Origin of the sequence: Micromonospora sp. SH-82, from assembly GCF_051132485.1 — a bacterium.
Taxonomy (GTDB): Bacteria; Actinomycetota; Actinomycetes; order Mycobacteriales; family Micromonosporaceae; genus Micromonospora.
On sequence record NZ_CP148049.1, the window covers coordinates 2682868 to 2699636 of the forward strand.

Consider the following 16769-nt stretch of genomic DNA (forward strand, 5'->3'; position numbering starts at 1 on the left):
ATCCCGGAGCCGGAGCGCCCCCGCCGGAGGCGCAGTAACCGCAACCCCGCCCCCGCCACCCGCCCGCCGTCGACGGACCCGGCGTCCGCTTCCTTGCGCCGCGCGATGCTCGCCGCGCGGCCCGGCCGGCTACCGGCCCACCACCCCCACTGGGCAACGGCCTGTCGTCACTCGGCGGCCCACCGGGCTCCCGCCCTTCGCGCCAGCCGCCGGGAGTCCTGCGTGGCCGGAGTCGGAGCGCCAGCGGAGCGACGGACGCGCGCCCTGGCGGCGGCGCGTGCGGCCCGCCAAGGGCCGCCTTGATAGACGTACAGAAAGTTCTCCCACATCGGCCGGTAGCTGGTCCGGGGCCAGTCCGGTACCGAGGTTCACGGCGGGTTGACGTGTCCGTACCCGGTGCTACTCTGGCGGTCGTCGAGCACGCCAGTGCGGCCTTCCCGCCGGATCGCTGGGCTCGACTACGGAGATGCTGAGCGGTCTCCCTGCCGCTGATGCGGGCCAGGTCCCGCCGGTTCTCGATCATGTTGGCCGCGATGTCGGCCCCGGAATCCGCTGAGTGGCCCAGCACGGCCTTCCCGCCGTCACGATGGCCCGGATTCGCTTCCCTTCGACGGGTGGGACTCGCCTGCGGCAACCCGCCGGACGCCGACCTCCAGGCACCCCACCCGTCCCGGCATCAGGTCCAGCAACCGGAAGGACCACGTCCCAGCGGCGGTCGGTCAGACCGGCCCTCCGGCGTCAGCCGCCCTCCCGGGCGGTGCCAGGAGACACCACGAACACCACCGACGGACAGCGTTCCGGCGTCCGGTGGCGGTTCGTAGCCGTCCCTGCCGCCCGCCCCTGAGGAGAGATCGTGTCCATCCTGTACCGTCCCGGCGTCGCTGCCGGTCGTGATGCCCAGGCTCTGCATCGGGCCGCCACCCCGGACTACTTCGGCTGGTTGGAGCACACCCGGACCGCTGGAGGTTGTGCCCGTCCGGTTCGGTTGACCGGGACCATGATCGCCGTCGACCGGGACACCGGGCGGGTCCTGGCCGAGCAGCACACCGACGAGCTGCCCGACCGGGTGCTCTACAAGGCGTGCGGCAACCGGCGTGCCGCCCAGTGCCCGGACTGCTCCTGGGTCTACGCCGGTGACGCCTTCCAGGTCGTCCGCTGCGGCCTGACCGGCGGCAAGACCGTCCCCGCCTCGGTGGCCCGGCACCCGGTCGTCTTCGCCACCTTCACCGCACCGTCGTTCGGCCCGGTCCACCACCGGCACATTTCACGGCACACCTGCGCCGATCGGCGACGCTGCGACTGTCGACTGGCCCCCTGTCACGCCCGCCGCGACGCTGCCACCTGCCCGCACGGGCGGCCCTCGGCCTGCTTCGCCCGCCACGACGCCGCCGATGCGCAGCTCGGTCGGCCGCTCTGCCTGGACTGCTACGACCACGACCACCAGGTCGTCTGGAACGCATTCTCCGGGGAGCTGTGGCGGCGCACCAAGCAGGCCGTCGAGCGGCACCTCGCCGCGCTCTGCCGCCGACGAGGCATCCCGGGAGTCCAGGTCGTCACCGACTCGGGCCGGGTCCGGCGGGTGCCGCCGGTGCGGGTGTCGCACGGGAAGGTCGCCGAGATGCAGCGCCGGGGCGCGGTGCACTTCCACGTCCTGCTCCGCCTCGACGGGGTCGACCCCGTCGACCGGCACGCCCTGGTTCCGCCGCCGACCGGGGTCACCGTCGACGACCTCGACGCCGCCGTGCACGTCGCCGCCCGGCAGATCGCTCTCACCGCCCCGCCGCACCCAGACCGGCCGCAGGGCTGGTCGGTCGCCTGGGGAGAGCAGGTCGACGTACGCCGCATCGGGACCGGCGACGGGGACGTGACCGACGCCAGGGTGGCCGCCTACCTGGCCAAGTACGCCACCAAGGCAACCGAGGTCACCGGCCACTGCTCCACCCGACTCACCCCGGAGACGATCGACGGCTACGCCGACCCGGAGGGCGGCCACCTGGCTCGGCTCATCGACGCCTGCTGGCGACTCGGCCGCCCCACCCCGCACCGCACCAGCGACACCCCCACCGGGGCCGGGAGCGTCAAGCACACCTTGACACCGGATCGCACCTCTATCCCGGGCTACGTCGGTGGGCGCACATGCTCGGCTACGGCGGTCACTTCCTCACCAAGGCCCGCCGGTACTCGGTGACCTTCGGGCTGCTCCGGGACACCCGGGCCACCTTCCGCCGCGTCGAGGAAGGCTCGATCACCGTCGGCACCCTGGCCTTCGTCGGCTCCGGGTGGCTCACCGACGGGGACGCCCTGCTCGCCAACACGGTCGCCGCCCAGCACCGGGAGAGTCGCCGGATCGGCCGGGAGGAACTCGCCCACGAGACGTGGTCGGGGGTGGTGGCGTGACCCGGCACCTCACCCCACGGTGGTACTCGCCCGCCGAGGTCGCCGTCCTGCTCGGCTTCGGCCTGTCCAAGGTCAAGGCGAAGATCGCCACCGGTGAGCTGCGCTCCATCAAGGACGGCAAGTACCGCCGGATTCTCCCCGAGTGGGTTGACGAGTACGTCCGTGACCAGGTCGACCGGCAGGAGGCTGCCTGATGCCCGCCCGCGCCCGCGCCAACGGGGGAAGGTTCGATCTTCCGTACCGCAAGGGTTTCGCCGCGTACGTCTGGGTCACCAAGCCCGACGGGAAGCGGACCCGCAAGTACGTTTACGGCAAGACGCGTGACGCTGTCCACGACAAGTGGATCAAGCTGCACCAGCAGGCGAAGCAGGGGCCGGTGGCGACAACCGTCCCGACGGTCGGCAGCTTCCTCACCTATTGGCTCACCGAGATCCTCCAGCCGAACCGGGCACCGCTGACCTACGCCACCTACGAGACGTTCGTCCGGCGCTACATCGCCCCCGGCCTCGGGGCGAAGCGGCTCGACCGGCTCCAACCCCGGGACGTGCAGACCTGGCTCAACCAGGTGGCCCGTACCTGTCAGTGCTGTGCCCAGGGCAAGGATGCCGTCCGCCGGACGGGGAAGCGCCGGTGCTGCGCGGTCGGCCGCTGCTGCCAGGCCGCCCCGTCGACCCGGACGGTCAGCGACATCCGGGCCGCTCTGCGCGCCGCCCTCACCCACGCCCAGGCCGAAGACCTCATCACCCGGAACCCGGCCGTGCCTGTCACCCTGGCCACCGTCCGCCGTCGACGCGGCAGGTCATGGTCCAGCGACGAGGCCCGTCGGTTCCTGGAATCGGCCCGCGCCGACGACGATCCCCTCTACGCCGCGTACGCCCTGGTCCTCGTCACCGGCCTGCGCAAAGGTGAAGCCCTCGGTCTGACCTGGTCGGACGTCGACCTCGACGCCGGTGAGCTGACCATCGGTCGGCAACTGCAACGGGTACGCGGGCAACTGCTGCACCGCGACACCAAGACGCAGGCGTCGGACGCCACCCTGCCCCTGCCCGACCTCTGCGTGGCCGCACTCAGGTTGAGGAGGAACCAACGCGACGAGGCGCGGGCCACCGCCGGAAAGGCGTGGCACGAGAACGATCTCGTGGTCACCACCCGCTACGGCACCCCCGTCGAGCCGCGTAACTTCCAGCGTTCCTGGCAGGCCCGGTGCGACAGGGCGGGAGTCAAGCCGATCACCGTCCACGACGCACGGCGGACCTGCGCGACCCTCCTGGCCGACCTCGACGTCCACCCGCGAGTCGCCATGCAGATCCTCAGGCACGCCCGGTTCTCGGTGACGATGGAGATCTACACCCAGGTCTCGTCCACGGCGACCCGGGACGCCCTCAAGCGCCTCGGTGAGTCACTCGGGCACTGACCGTGCTGCTGTACAAAGCTGTTGTACGGGCAGCAGAAAGGCCACCTTCATCGATGGAAGGTGGCCTTTGACCTGCGTGGGCGATGCTGGTATCGAACCAGCGACCTCTTCGGTGTGAACGAAGCGCTCTCCCACTGAGCTAATCGCCCTCAGCGCGGATGACTTTACCCGATCAGTCGGGTGGACCGCGAATCCGGGGTCAGTTGGTGGCTAGGTAGTGCAGGGCCTTGGCGACGACGTCGATGCCGAGGCTGTACTTGAGGGACAGCCAGGCCACGGTGGCGACGAAGACCAGGCCGACGGAGCCGAGGGCGAATCGCATCGGCAGGGGGCGGGTGGTCGCCCATCTGGTCCAGCCCTGTACGTGCCGTCGGGTGAACCCGAGTAGCCGTTTGGCCCAGTGGAACTCCACCGCCCAGATGCCCATGCCGGCGATGACGAGCAGCCAGCCGGGGCCGGGTAGCGGGATGAGGATGATGCCGATGGTGACGACAAGGGCGCCGGCGATGGCGACGGCGACCTTGAGGGTGACCCGGCCGGTGGGGTTGGCGCGGATCAGGGCGAGGGTGGTGCGTAGCCGCTGGCGGAGCAGGTGGCGCCGGGTGGGGGGTTTGGGGGCGCGGGGCGGCTTGGGCGTTCCGTTCACGTTGCGTGACGTTCCGTTGCGGCTGGGTTCGCCGCGTGATCCGGCCTTGCGGCCGGGTCCACGGGTGTCCGCGCCGGGGCGTCCGCTGCGCCCCGCGTTGGGGCGTGCGCCGCTTCCGGCGTCGTGCTGATCAGTCGGCACGGTGTCCCCCCGTTTTCGACCTGTGCCAGCCGCTACCTGCAACGACGTCGTCGAGGAGGGCCTTTCCACTGAGGATCTGTTTGTGGTCATTTCAACCCCTAGTGTGCCCCGGCCCGTCACTGGAACGGACGACTGGACGTTACCGGAGTAAGTCGTCGTCTGAACCAACCCCGGACACCGTGCGGGACCAACTGTTGGGCAGAACCGGATATCGTACAAGAATTTTCACATTCTACCTGCGTTTCCGACCCCCTTCCCACCACTGGGTGAAGTCAGCGTATGGCGGAGCGTAGCCAGGAGTAGCACCTGAGTATGGGAAAAGCGGGACACGGACGTTCCGCAGCGGTGCCGGGGGGAGAACGTTCATGAGTGTCATCCGACCGACGACCGTAGAGGTCGAGACGTCACTAAGGCTCGTCGCACCTGACGCCACCGCCTTGCCGGTGCGCGCCAGTCTGCGGTACGACCCTGCTGACCCGTATGCGGTCCACGTCCTGTTCCATGCCGAATCGGCAGGTGGCGAGGCGGTGAGCTGGTCGTTCGCCCGCGAACTGCTGGTCACCGGGCTGGACGACCCGGCGGGGATCGGGGACGTCCGGGTGTGGCCCTGGGCCACTCCGCGCGGCGACTTCGTCGCGCTGGCGCTGTCGTCCCCGGACGGCAACGCCCTGTTCGAGGTGCCGCGCAGTGTCCTGGTCCGGTTCCTGCGTCGCACGTACGTCGTGGTTCCGCGCGGTCGGGAGGCCGAGCACCTCGACGTGGACACGGCGGTCAACCGGCTGCTCGCCGGTCGCTGACCGACCTGCCCGGTGCCGCGCGGATCTGCCGAGTCCGCGCGGCACCGGCACACCCTCGTCCGGTACGCGCACCCCCCGCCCGGGTCAACCGCGCAGGTCCAGCCCGGGTCAACCATGCGTGGTCAGCCCCCCGTCGACCGGGATGACGGCTCCGGTCAGGTACGCCCCGGCCCGCGAGGCCAGGTAGATCGCGGTTCCCGCGACGTCCTCCGGTCGACCGATCCGGCCCAGAGGAACCTGTCGCTCGATGGTGGCCCGCAGCTCCGGGTCGTCGAGGGCGAAGGCCATCATCGCGCTCTCGAACGGTCCCGGTGCTATCGCGTTGACGGTGATCTGTTCGCCGGCCAGCCGGTGTGCGAGGGATCGGGTGAGCATGTGTACGGCGGCCTTCGTCGCCGAGTAGGCGTACACCTCCATGGCCGGCACCCGCAGACCGTCCACCGACCCGATGGTGATCACCCGGGCCGGGTCGTCGGGGTCGGCCGCCGCGCGGAGGGCGGGGAGCAGGGCGGTGGTGAGTCGGAACACCGCCTTCACGTTGATCGCCCAGAGCTTGTCGAAGGCGCTCTCCGGGTACTCCTCCAGACTCGCCCCCCAGGTCGCCCCGGCGTTGTTGACCAGGACGTCGAGTCGCCCGACGCGCTCCCGCACGGCGGCGGCGAGCTGCTGGGCCCCGGCGTCGTCGCTCAGGTCGGCGGGGATCGCCACGCAGTCGCCCTCGGCCTGGAGTTCCTCGGCCACCCGGTGGCAGACGTCGGCCTTCCGGGAGGAGATGATCACCTTGGCCCCGGCCCGGACGAAACCCCCTGCGATCATCAGCCCGATTCCCCGGGAACCCCCGGTGACCAGGACCGTCTTGCCGTCGACAGCGAACAGCTCCGTCATGCTCGATCCTCCCTCCCACGCCGCCGTGCACCGGGTCGGCTGGCGACGTCGGTCGAGCTGGGCGTACTCCTCGGAAAGCTAACCGGCCCGTAGCACGGCGACAACCCGACGCGACCGGTGGGGGGCGTGCCGGGATGCGGGCGGTCGACCCGCCGGTTACGGTCCTAGGTGATGGTCTCCTTCGGTCAGCCGCCCTCGGCCGTGGACATCCCCCCGGGCCAGCCGGGGCTGTCCCCGGGGGGCACCTCCGCGCCCGCCGCCGCCGTTCCGGTCGACACCCCGGCCCTTCGGGACCTCGCCCCGGATCCGGACTGGCGTCGTCCCGCGTTGGCCGGGGCGGAGCTGTTGATCCTGGTCACCGACGGTCGCGGCGTCGCCGAAGTGGACTTCCGCCAGGTGTCCTGCCGTCCGGGAACGCTGCTGTGGGTGCACACCGGCCAGGTGCTGCGCTGCGTCGGTCACCCCTTCGACGGCCTGGTCCTGCGGTGGTACGCCGAGGCGCCGGAGCGGTACGTCGCCGCCCCCCGCCAGTGGCACCTGCGGGGTGCCGACGGTGAGGCGGTACGGGAGGCGTTCCACCGGGTGACAGCGGACCGGCAGCGGTTCCCGGGTCCCGAGGCCGCCGACCTGCTCCGGTACCAGCTCGCCGCGTTGGTGGCCCGGTTGGCGCTGTCGTCGACCGACGAGCCCTCCGCACCGGGTGGCGAGCGGGGGACCTTCCACCGGTTGCGGCAGGAGGTGGAGCGGGACTACCGGCAGACCCGGCGGGTGGAGGACTACGCCACCCGGATCGGCTGCTCGGTGCGGACCCTGACCCGGGCCTGCCTGGCGGTGACCGGGCGCAGTGCGAAGCAGGTGATCGACGAGCGGGTGGCACTGGAGGCCAGCCGGTTGCTGGCGGCCACGGACGAGCCGATCGCCCAGATCGGCCGCCGCCTCGGGTTCCCCGAGCCCACCAACTTCGGCCGGTTCTTCACCCGTGAGGTCGGGCGCAGCCCGGGGGCCTTCCGCGCCGACCGGGAGCAGTGGCCGGCGGGCGGGGACCAGCGGGCACCGGACAGGGAGTCGGGGGGCGTCCCCCGGGACCAGCGGCCGGCTCCGTCGGCGGTGCGGACCCCGCCCGGCCAGCGCCGGTCTGCGGTTCCCGAGCAGCGTACGGTGGCCGGCGAACAGCCCTCGTCCGACGTCGCGCAGCCCGGGACGGCCAACGGGCGACACGCCACGTCGACAGAGGTTCCGAACCGACTCGTCCGGCCACGTCCGCCCGCCGGTCGGACCGACGAGCCCGACCGGGCATGATGGCAGGGTGCACATCTCCGCGCGCGGTGACTACGCGGTACGGGCGGCGCTCAGCCTCGCCGCCGCGTACCCGGGTCTGCTCTCGGCCCAGGTGATCGCCACCGAACAGGATCTTCCCCGTAAGTTCCTCGAGGCCGTCCTGGCCGACCTGCGCCGGGCCGGGATCGTCCGAGCCCAGCGCGGCGTCGAGGGCGGATACTCGCTGACCAGGCCACCGAACGAGGTGAACGTCGGGTCGATCCTGCGGGCCGTCGACGGCCCGTTGGCCGGGGTCCGGGGTCAACGTCCCGAGGAGACCCGGTACGAAGGCCCGGCGGAGAATCTGCCCCGGCTGTGGGTGGCCGTCCGGGCGTCGGTGCGACGGGTGGTCGACGAGGTGAGCCTGGCCGAGTTGGTCAGCGGCCGACTCCCCGCCCACGTCCGGAAGTTGACCGCCCTTCCGGACGCCTGGCAGCCGCGCTGACCCCGGCGTCGTAGCCCCTCCGCCGCCCCACCGGGGGAGGGGCGGCGGGTGCGGAGGCCACCGGGGCGTCGGTGCGGCCAGTGGGTGCCACCGCGGATGGCGGATGGCGGTGCGGCCAGTGGGCGCCACCGAGGGCGGCGGTGTGGTCAGGGGGTCGGGCGGGCGGCCAGGGCAAGCGGTTCGGCGACCACGAGGATGCTGTCGCCGGCCGGGATCCGGTGGACCACCCGGCACAGCAGGTGGGCGGGGACGCCGGTGAGCAGGGGCAGCCCGAACGGGCCGGGGAGTGCGTCGGTGACCCCGGCGGCCAGCGCCGCTGCGGTGTCCTGCTGATCCGGTGCCAGGAGGTGGACCACGACGTGTTCGGCCCGGCTGAGCACCGGGGCGCCGGGCGCGCCGACCCCGACGGTGAACGACACCAGCGGCGGATCGAGTGACACCGGGGTGAGCGAGGTGGTGGTGAATCCGGCTGTGATCACCTCCCCGCGCTCGTGTCGGGTCGGGCGGGCCACGGTGGTGACCACGCTGGTCGGTGCGGTGTGCTGCCGCAGCAGCCTGTCGAACAGGTCCCCGTCGACGGGGACCAGTTCGCCGGCCCCGGGGTGGCGCAGGGTCGACCGGAGGACGGCGGGGTGTCGGCGGCGGACCTGTCGACCGGTGGGGTCGGTACGGGGGGCGAGGGGCTCCACGGTCTGCGCAACGGTGACGGTGCCGGCTCGGATACGCCGACGGTGGCGACGGAAGAGGGACATGGCGTGTCTCCCTGGGCGGTCGACGAGGGGAGGTGACGGAATCCCAGGTGCGGGCCGGGCCGGTCGGCGGAGGGGGTGCCGGCCGGATCGGGTGACGGTGCGCGGGAGCGGGACGACCGGGGTCGTGACCCGGCGCGCATGGGCTCATGGTGCAGCAGCGGCGTCGAGGGGGTCAACGACCATTCGCCATCTGAGATCAGTGCGTATCCGGTGGTCGTCACCGGTTGTCCAGCACCGGGAACGAAAGCGTTAATCCTCTCTGGAAGATGGGGCATTCGGTGGGCCACGTTTCTGGCATCGACGATTAGGGAATGTTCGATGTCGACAGGGCACGGACGGTGCCGGCAGGACCGGAACGGGTGTCACGGCAGGGAAGGCACGAAGGGAGCGCCACGATGGGCCTCATGTTCCGCAAGCGCAAGAAGTACGGGCCGCTGGTCCTGAACTTCACCGAGAACGGCTTCTCCTCCTGGAGCATCAGGATCGGCCGGTGGTCCTGGAACTCACGGGCCAAGGCGCACCGGGTGGACCTGCCCGGCCCGCTCTCCTGGAAGCAGGACAAGTCCCGTTCCTGATCTTCGAAGCGGCCCGGCAGACCGACCGCCTCGGCTCAGCCGGCGGGGAAGCGCAGGATCCGGTCGTCGCCGTCGCGGACGTCCCCCCTGCCGTCGGTGTTGGAGGTGGTCACCCAGAGGGCGCCGTCCGGGGCCACCTCGACGGTACGCAGTCGCCCGTGGTCGGTGAGCTGGGCCGAGGGCTCGCCGAGCTGTTCACCGTCGAGCGGGACCACCCAGAGTCGTTCACCGCGCAGGGCGGCGACGTAGGCGGTGTTGCCGGTGATCGCCATGCCGGAGGGGGACGCCTCGCGTACCTGCCAGGTGAGCAGGGGATTGATGTACCGGCCCCCGTCGGTGTCCCCTTCGCCCTCCACCTCGGGCCAGCCGTAGTTGCCCCCGGGACGGATCAGGTTGATCTCGTCGACGTCGTTCTGGCCGAACTCGGTGGCGAAGAGCCGTCCCTCGGCGTCCCAGGCCAGGCCCTGGACGTTGCGGTGGCCGAGGCTGTAGACGGGGGAACCGGAGGTGGGGTTGCCGGGGGCGGGCTCGCCCTCCGGGGTGAGTCGCAGGATCTTGCCGGCCGGGTCCGCCGGGTCCTGGGAGCGGGCGGTGTCCCCGGCGTCGCCGGTGCCTGCGTACAGCATCCCGTCGGGGCCGAACGCGATCCGGCCGCCGTTGTGATAGGTCGCCTTGGCGATGCCGGAGAAGACCACCTCGGGGTCGCCCCCGTCGAGCCGGAACCGCACGATCCGGTTGTCGTCGGCGGCGGTGAAGTAGGCGTAGACCAGGTTGTCCGAGGCGTGGTCCGGCGAGACGGCGAGGCCGAGCAGGCCACCCTCACCGGCGGCGGAGACGCCGGGGACCTCGGTGACCTGTTGCGGCGTCCCGCCACCGGCGGGGACGCGCAGGACCCGACCGGAGCCGCGTTCGGCGACCAACGCGTCGCCGTCGGGCAGGAACGTGAGCCCCCACGGTACGTCGACACCCCGTGCCATCTCCTGCCCGGCCGACAGGTCGGGTGTCCCCGAGGGGGAGCTGCCGGGCGTACCGGTGGGGGCTGCCGTGGGTTCGGTCGCCGGAGGGGGACCGGTTCCGTCCTCGTCGCCGTTTCCGTTGCCGCACGCGGTCGTGCCGGCCACCAGGAGGACGGCCAGCGCCGAACCCCACCACACTCTGTGTCGCATTCGTCTCCCTCGACCTTCGGTCAGTCCGTCGTGGTAGCCCTACCCACCCAGTCGACCAGGTTGCACCGAAAACCTGGGAAAAGAGGTCGGCGGAGTCGGGGCGGGGGCGGCCGGGGTGGCGGTTCTCACCGTCGGCCCGAGGATGGTGTGACAGCCGTGTTAACAAAGCCACAAATCGGACTCACCTTGCACATCGATAGACGACTCCCTATCCTCGCTGTTGGAAAGCGCTTTCCAGTCGGAGGCGGTGGTGACGGCCCTGGTCACACCGCTGCGACTTTGTGAACGGACCGTTGCCGGTCCACACCGCACCACCACCAGCGCTCGACCACGAAGGTGAGGCCCAGGATGAGACGACCAGCGGGACTGAGACTTCCGGCGGCGGTGGCCACCGCCGCAGCGGTGGGAGCCGCCGTGGTGGTGGCACTGCCTATGCCCCAGGCGTCGGCGGCGACCGGCAGCGCCACCGGCTACGCGACCCAGAACGGCGGGACCACCGGTGGTGCGGGCGGACAGACGGTACGGGCCACCACGGGAACCCAGATCCATGCGGCCCTGTGCAACCGGGCCAGCAGCAGCACCCCGATCATCATCGAGGTGCAGGGCACCATCAACCACGGCAACACCACGAAGGTCTCCGGCAACAGCTGCAACACCGCCGCCGACAAGATCGAGCTGAAGGAGATCAGCAACGTCACGATCGTCGGGGTCGGCAGCGGGGCGCTCTTCGATCAGCTGGGCATCCACATCCGCGACGCCCGCAACATCATCATCCAGAACGTGACGGTCCGGAACGTCAAGAAGTCCGGGTCGCCCACGTCGAACGGTGGTGACGCCATCGGCATGGAGAGCACCGTCCGTAACGTCTGGGTCGACCACGTCACCCTGGAGGCCTCCGGCGGTGAGTCGGAGGGGTTCGACGGCCTCTTCGACATGAAGGACAACACCCAGTACGTGACCCTGTCCTACAGCATCCTGCGCAACTCCGGCCGGGGTGGACTGGTCGGGTCCAGCGAGAGTGACACCTCCAACGGCTTCATCACCTACCACCACAACCTGTACGAGAACATCGACTCCCGTACGCCCCTGCTACGGGGCGGGATCGCCCACATCTTCAACAACCACTACGTGAACCTGCGGGAGTCGGGCATCAACTCCCGGGCCGGGGCGCGAGCCCGGGTGGACAACAACTACTTCAAGAGCTCCAAGGACGTCCTGGGCACCTTCTACACCAACCAGGCCGGATACTGGCAGGTCAGCGGCAACATCTTCGACGGGGTGACCTGGTCGGCCCGTAGCGGCGACAACAACCCCGCCGGACCCAACCCGCAGTCCAACACCAGCGTCAGCATCCCGTACTCCTACCGCCTCGACGGGGCGAACTGCGTGCCGAACCTGGTCGCCCAGACCGCCGGCGCCAACAAGGGCAACCGGGTCTCCGACGGCAGCTGCTCGCCGACCAACCCCACCCCGGGTCCGACCAACCCCACCCCCGGCCCGACGAACCCCACCCCGGGTCCGACCACCCCGCCGCCCACCAACCCGCCGAGCGGCACCAACCTCAGCATCGGCGCCGGTTCCGACGGCTCCAGCAAGGCCAGCGGCACGAGCTACGGCGACGTGCGTGACGGCAACCTGGGCACCGCCTGGGGTCCCTCCGGTGCGACCGGTCAGATCTCCATCAAGTGGGGGACCGCGACCCGGATCTCCCGGGTGGTCATCCGGGAGGCCTCCGGGTCGACCGGTGCCATCCGGTCGTGGCGCCTGCTCAACGCCGACACCGGGGCCGTGCTGACCTCTGGCACCGGGGCGGGCACCATCACCTTCGCCACGACCTCGCTGCGCAAGGTCACCCTCGACATCACCGCCTCGTCCGGGGCGCCGAGGGTCGCCGAGTTCGAGACGTACGCCGGGTAGCGACACCCTGCCGGAGTCGGGGTGAACACCCGCCACGCGCTCCGGCTTCCCGACCCCGACCCCGCACCGGGGGCGGCGGCCACCCGGCCGCCGCCCCCGGTGCCGTGGTGCACCCGGTCCACGCGGTCAGGCCGGGGGAGCGTCGGGTGCCCGGCGGTCAGCCGCCGAACCAGGCTCTCGACCGGACGGGCACGAAGAGGAGCGCGACGAGCAGCCCACCCAGCAGGATCGAGGCGATCTCCGGACCGGCGGCGTTGAAGGTCCCGCTGACCATGGCGATCCCGCCGACCACGGCCACCGTCCACCGGGCCGCCCGCCACCCCCGCCACAGGCCGTACGCGAGGAGCGCGTAGGCGCTCACCCCGAGCACGATGACGGCGAGTCTCGCCCACACGGTCCAGTGTGACGCGAAGTAGAGCACGCCCGAGATCTGGACGGCGCCGACGAGGAGCATCAGGACCGCGACGGCGATGACCGGCGCCGGTGCCCGGGTGACCGGCTTCGACGGAGGCGGGGGCGGATCGTCGGACACCAGTCGTCTGACCGCCTGCGCGCTGACGCCGTACGTGCGGCTGATCTGCCTGACGGTCCGGCCCCGCGCGTGGGCGGCCAGGATCTCGTCGTCGCGCTGACTCATGCCTCAGACCGTAGTGTCGCAGGCGCGATGCCACCAAGGGGCGTCGGCGCAGCGGCTCGTCGCAGGACGTGGCCCGCGCCGTGGAACGGGACCTGTCACCTCCGCCGCCCGGGGACCACCATCGGGTGATGCGGCGGGTACCGGACGTGCCCGCCACCTCGGCCCGGAGGTGGTCTGGTGGAGTCACGGGTCTGGACGATCGTCGACGACGTCACCGCCTACGCCCAGCGGTACGTTCCGAGAAGGAGTCCCTGATGTCGCGTCGCGCCCTCGCCGTCCTGTCCGCGATCGTCCTCGCCGCCGGTCTGGTCACCCTGACCGCCGCCCCGGCGCAGGCCGCCCCCACCCTGCTGACCTGCAGCGGGAACCAGGCCCAGACCTACACTCCCGGCCTGACCATGCCGCAGCGGCCCACCCTCACCACCGGAGTCACGAGCTTCAGCAACTGCACCGGTACCACCGGCCCCATCAACGGCACCGCGGTACGCGGCTTCGCCAGCAACCAGGGCTGCCTGCAGGGTGCCCTGACCGGACCGTTCACCTTCGTGGTCGGCTGGGACCACGGCGGGCCCAGCACCGTCCGGGCGACCGACCTGGTGGTCACCCGGGTCCTCGGTCAGACGGCGGTGGTTCTCACCGGCACCGTCATCGCGGGCCAGTTCATCGGGGCGACGTACACCGAGGCCGCGGTGCTGTTCAACGTCATGCCGGCGGCCTGCCTGGCCGAGCCGGGTGTCCTGTCGGCGGCCGGTCCCGTCGTACTCGTCCTCGGGTCCGCGATCTGAGCCCACCCGGAATCGACAACGATCGACGAGCGAACAGGTGGTGAGCAGAGATGCAGCAGATCCCGATCAGTGATCTCGACATCGGTCCCGGGTGGATCCACGAGTGGTGTCTGGTCGCCCCCGACACCCTCGACCTGGCGGCGGTGGCCAACAAGTCCGCCTCGTACAACCAGGAGAAGCACTTCTCCGCGGCGCTCGACGCCCGCCGGGAACACGTCGCCGAGGACCACTGGGTGGCGATGACCTTCCGGGTCGACGGCCAGGTCGACCTGGCCGCCCTGGAGGCCGCGCTGCACCGGTTCGTCGCGCGACACGAGGTGCTGCGCTGCGGGTTCGAGCAACTCGCCGGTGACCTGAGGTGCGACGTGATGCCCCCGTCCGACGTGGTGCTGCAGCACACCGAGGTCGGCTACCGGGACAGCACCGAGGCGGTCCGGGACCACCTCGAATCCACCTTCGACCAGACGATCAGCGCGCTGAACTGGCCCCTGTTCCGGATGGGGGTGGTGGTCGAACCGCAGTGGTCGACCGTCTACCTCGCCTTCGACCACATCGTCTGCGACGGGATGTCCCTCGCCGTCGCGGTCGAGGAGATCCAACGGTGGTACGCGGAGGCCGCCGCCGGGGCGGTCACCGAGTTCGAGGTGGCGGGAAGCTACCTCGACTTCGGTGCCGCCCAGCGACGCCGGTACGCGGGCATGACCGCCGACGGACCGGAACTGGCCTACTGGCGGTCGTTCCTGGCCCGCTGCGGCGACTTCTTCCCGGAGATCCCGCTCGACCTCGGGATCGAGTCGGGGCGGATGTATCCGGCCGAGAACCGGATGGTCCAGCTCCTCGACGACGCCGCAGCGACCGCCTTCGAACAGCTGTGCCGCCGACACGACGGGAAGCTGTTCATGGGGGTGCTGGCCGTGGCCGGCCTGGCGCTGGGCCGGCTCTCCGGTGCCGACACCTACCACGGGTTGATGCCGGTCGGCGAACGTCAGGACCCCCGGTACCGGTCGTCGTTCGGGTGGTTCGTCAACACGATGCCGATCAGTTTCCCGATCTCGGCGGACCGGACGTTCCCGGAGACCGTCGCGGCGGTCGGCCATGCGTTCCGGGAGCTGATCGAGAGCGTCGAGGTGCCGTTCGTCAAGGCCTGGGAACTGCTCGCCCCGGAGTACTACCACATGCGGATGTGGCCGTACCCGGTGAACTTCTTCTCGTTCCTCGACTTCCGTCGCGCCCCGGGCGCCGAGCACTACGACACGTGGCGACCGAGGACGATCCCGCAGGCGTCGCACACGAACACCGGGAACATGTGGTTCTACCGCAACGCCGACGGGCTCCACCTGCACTGGATCACCGCCGACGCCCCGACGTGTGTCCAGGCGATGGCCGCCTACCGACGGGCCGTCTCCGAGATCCTCGCCGAACTGCTCGACGGGTAGCGTCGCCGACCCGGGACCGGGTCCCTCGGTCCCGGGCCGCCCGGCTACCCGTCGATCCGGGTGATGTTGCGGATCTTGTTGGCCGCGTCCAGGGCTGCCACCTTGTACGCCTCGGCCAACGTCGGATAGTTGAAGACGGTGTCGATCAGGTAGTCGACGGTGCCGCCGAGGCCCATCACCGCCTGTCCGATGTGGATGATCTCGGTGGCCTGGGTGCCGAACAGGTGCACGCCGAGCAGCCGCCCGTCGGCGGGGGAGACGAGCAGCTTCAGCATCCCGTACGAGTCGCCGACGATCTGCCCCCGGGCCAGCTCCCGGTAGCGGCCGATCCCCACCTCGAAGGGGGTGGAACTCTCGGTGAGCTGCTCCTCGGTCTTCCCGACGAAACTGATCTCGGGGATGGTGTAGATGCCGATCGGCTGCAACTCGTGCATGGCCCGGCCCGGTTCGCCGAAGGCGTGCTGGGCGGCGAGCCGCCCCTGCTCCATCGAGGTGGAGGCCAGCGCCGGGAAGCCGATCACGTCACCGACGGCGTAGATGTTGTCGACGGCGGTCCGGTAGTGGGCGTCCACGCTGATCCGGCCGCGCCGGTCCGCCTCCAGCCCGGCGGCGGGCAGGTCCAGGTCGTCGGTCTGACCCTGGCGGCCGGCCGAGTACATCACCGTGTCGGCGACGATCTTCTTGCCGCTCTTGAGGGTGCACAGGGCGGCCTTCTCGTGCTTCTCGACGGTCGCGACCTCCTCGCCGAAGCGGAAGGTCACCGACAGGTCCCGGAGGTGGTACTTGAGCGACTCGACGACCTCCTCGTCGCAGAAGTCGAGCATCCGCTCGCGTCGCTCCACCACCGTCACCTTCGTGCCGAGGGCGGCGAACATCGAGGCGTACTCCATCCCGATCACCCCGGCCCCCACCACCACCATGCTGCGCGGGATCGCCTCAAGGTTGATCACGCCGTCGGAGTCGACGATGGTCCGGTCGTCGAAGTCGACGCTGTCCGGGCGGGCCGGGCGGGTGCCGGCGGCGACGACCGCCTTGTCGAACGTGACCCTCGTCGCGCGGCCACCCTCGGTGTCCACCCAGACCGAGTGGGGGTCGGCGAACCGTCCCGTCCCGGTGAGCATGGTGATCCGGTTGCGGGCGAGCTGGTTGCGGATGACGTCGGTCTGTCGGCTGATCACGTGCTGGGTCCGGGCCGCCAGGTCACCGACGGTGATCTCGTCCTTGACCCGGTAGCTGCTGCCGTAGAGGTCGCGCTGGCTGAGGCCGGTCAGGTAGAGGACCGCCTCCCGCAGCGTCTTCGAGGGCACGGTGCCGGTGTTGATGCACACCCCACCGAGCATGTCGCGGCGGTCCACGATCGCGACCCGCCTGCCCAGTTTCGCGGCGGCGATCGCGGCCTTCTGACCACTCGGTCCGGAGCCCAGCACCAACAGGTCGAAGTCATACACGGGGGCTAGCC

At 70.9% G+C, this 16769-nt stretch carries 15 protein-coding genes, 1 tRNA gene and 1 pseudogene; 10 read left to right on the plus strand and 7 right to left on the minus strand.

Features of this window, described 5'->3' with window-relative positions:
• Nucleotides 1-850: 850 nt before the first annotated feature.
• The 3 genes and pseudogenes from WHN02_RS12365 (at nucleotide 851) to WHN02_RS12375 (ending at nucleotide 3811) form a co-directional block, all read left to right on the plus strand.
• A pseudogene (locus WHN02_RS12365) lies at nucleotides 851-2397 on the plus strand (replication initiator).
• Complete coding sequence (locus WHN02_RS12370) at nucleotides 2394-2591, plus strand: excisionase family DNA-binding protein (RefSeq protein WP_434743438.1); 198 nt, start codon at nucleotides 2394-2396, stop codon at nucleotides 2589-2591. Before WHN02_RS12365 ends, WHN02_RS12370 begins: the two are co-directional and overlap by 4 nt.
• Complete coding sequence (locus tag WHN02_RS12375) at nucleotides 2591-3811, plus strand: tyrosine-type recombinase/integrase (RefSeq protein WP_434743439.1); 1221 nt, start codon at nucleotides 2591-2593, stop codon at nucleotides 3809-3811. Before WHN02_RS12370 ends, WHN02_RS12375 begins: the two co-directional genes overlap by 1 nt.
• Before the next feature lie 77 nt (nucleotides 3812-3888).
• Here WHN02_RS12375 and WHN02_RS12380 read toward each other — a convergent pair.
• Together WHN02_RS12380 and WHN02_RS12385 are read right to left on the minus strand one after the other, a co-directional pair.
• Nucleotides 3889-3960, minus strand: a tRNA-Val gene (locus WHN02_RS12380).
• Nucleotides 3961-4010: 50 nt separating this feature from the next.
• A complete protein-coding gene (locus WHN02_RS12385; protein WP_434743440.1) occupies nucleotides 4011-4688 on the minus strand; it encodes a TIGR02611 family protein in 678 nt (225 codons plus the stop codon).
• A 275-nt stretch (nucleotides 4689-4963) separates the two neighbouring features.
• Here WHN02_RS12385 and WHN02_RS12390 point away from each other — a divergent pair, with 275 nt between their 5' ends.
• Nucleotides 4964-5395: an SsgA family sporulation/cell division regulator gene (locus WHN02_RS12390; RefSeq protein WP_350897683.1), complete on the plus strand. Its 432-nt coding sequence runs from the start codon at nucleotides 4964-4966 to the stop codon at nucleotides 5393-5395.
• Between the two features lie 108 nt (nucleotides 5396-5503).
• On the opposite strand, the gene WHN02_RS12395 is transcribed toward WHN02_RS12390, so the two are convergent.
• On the minus strand, nucleotides 5504-6280 hold the full coding sequence (locus WHN02_RS12395; RefSeq protein WP_434743441.1) for a glucose 1-dehydrogenase: 777 nt from the start codon (nucleotides 6278-6280) through the stop codon (nucleotides 5504-5506).
• A 171-nt stretch (nucleotides 6281-6451) separates the two neighbouring features.
• Here WHN02_RS12395 and WHN02_RS12400 point away from each other — a divergent pair, with 171 nt between their 5' ends.
• Both WHN02_RS12400 and WHN02_RS12405 read left to right on the plus strand, forming a co-directional pair.
• A complete protein-coding gene (locus tag WHN02_RS12400) occupies nucleotides 6452-7579 on the plus strand; it encodes a helix-turn-helix domain-containing protein (protein ID WP_434743442.1) in 1128 nt (375 codons plus the stop codon).
• A 7-nt stretch (nucleotides 7580-7586) separates the two neighbouring features.
• Complete coding sequence (locus WHN02_RS12405; RefSeq protein ID WP_350897682.1) at nucleotides 7587-8042, plus strand: RrF2 family transcriptional regulator; 456 nt, start codon at nucleotides 7587-7589, stop codon at nucleotides 8040-8042.
• A 146-nt stretch (nucleotides 8043-8188) separates the two neighbouring features.
• On the opposite strand, the gene WHN02_RS12410 is transcribed toward WHN02_RS12405, so the two are convergent.
• Nucleotides 8189-8794 carry a flavin reductase family protein gene (locus WHN02_RS12410; protein WP_434743443.1) on the minus strand — a complete coding sequence of 202 codons (606 nt, stop codon included), beginning with the start codon at nucleotides 8792-8794 and terminating at the stop codon, nucleotides 8189-8191.
• Between the two features lie 395 nt (nucleotides 8795-9189).
• Between WHN02_RS12410 and WHN02_RS12415 the strand changes: the two genes are divergently transcribed.
• Nucleotides 9190-9369, plus strand: coding sequence for a DUF4236 domain-containing protein (locus WHN02_RS12415; protein WP_350897680.1), 180 nt, complete (start codon nucleotides 9190-9192; stop codon nucleotides 9367-9369).
• Between the two features lie 35 nt (nucleotides 9370-9404).
• Here WHN02_RS12415 and WHN02_RS12420 read toward each other — a convergent pair whose 3' ends face one another.
• Nucleotides 9405-10535, minus strand: a complete 1131-nt coding sequence (locus WHN02_RS12420; RefSeq protein ID WP_434743444.1) for a PQQ-dependent sugar dehydrogenase — start codon at nucleotides 10533-10535, stop codon at nucleotides 9405-9407.
• 348 nt (nucleotides 10536-10883) lie between these two features.
• Here WHN02_RS12420 and WHN02_RS12425 point away from each other — a divergent pair, with 348 nt between their 5' ends.
• Nucleotides 10884-12452, plus strand: coding sequence for a pectate lyase family protein (locus WHN02_RS12425; protein ID WP_434743445.1), 1569 nt, complete (start codon nucleotides 10884-10886; stop codon nucleotides 12450-12452).
• A 157-nt stretch (nucleotides 12453-12609) separates the two neighbouring features.
• On the opposite strand, the gene WHN02_RS12430 is transcribed toward WHN02_RS12425, so the two are convergent.
• Nucleotides 12610-13089 (minus strand): hypothetical protein, encoded by a 480-nt coding sequence (locus tag WHN02_RS12430; protein WP_434743446.1) that lies wholly within the window; start codon nucleotides 13087-13089, stop codon nucleotides 12610-12612.
• Nucleotides 13090-13343: 254 nt separating this feature from the next.
• Here WHN02_RS12430 and WHN02_RS12435 point away from each other — a divergent pair, with 254 nt between their 5' ends.
• Entirely contained in the window at nucleotides 13344-13874 is a 531-nt protein-coding gene (locus WHN02_RS12435; RefSeq protein ID WP_434743447.1) for a hypothetical protein, read from the plus strand.
• Nucleotides 13875-13924: 50 nt separating this feature from the next.
• Entirely contained in the window at nucleotides 13925-15310 is a 1386-nt protein-coding gene (locus WHN02_RS12440; protein ID WP_434743448.1) for a condensation domain-containing protein, read from the plus strand.
• Between the two features lie 44 nt (nucleotides 15311-15354).
• On the opposite strand, the gene sthA is transcribed toward WHN02_RS12440, so the two are convergent.
• A complete protein-coding gene (sthA, locus tag WHN02_RS12445) occupies nucleotides 15355-16758 on the minus strand; it encodes a Si-specific NAD(P)(+) transhydrogenase (protein WP_434743449.1) in 1404 nt (467 codons plus the stop codon).
• Nucleotides 16759-16769: the final 11 nt, after the last annotated feature.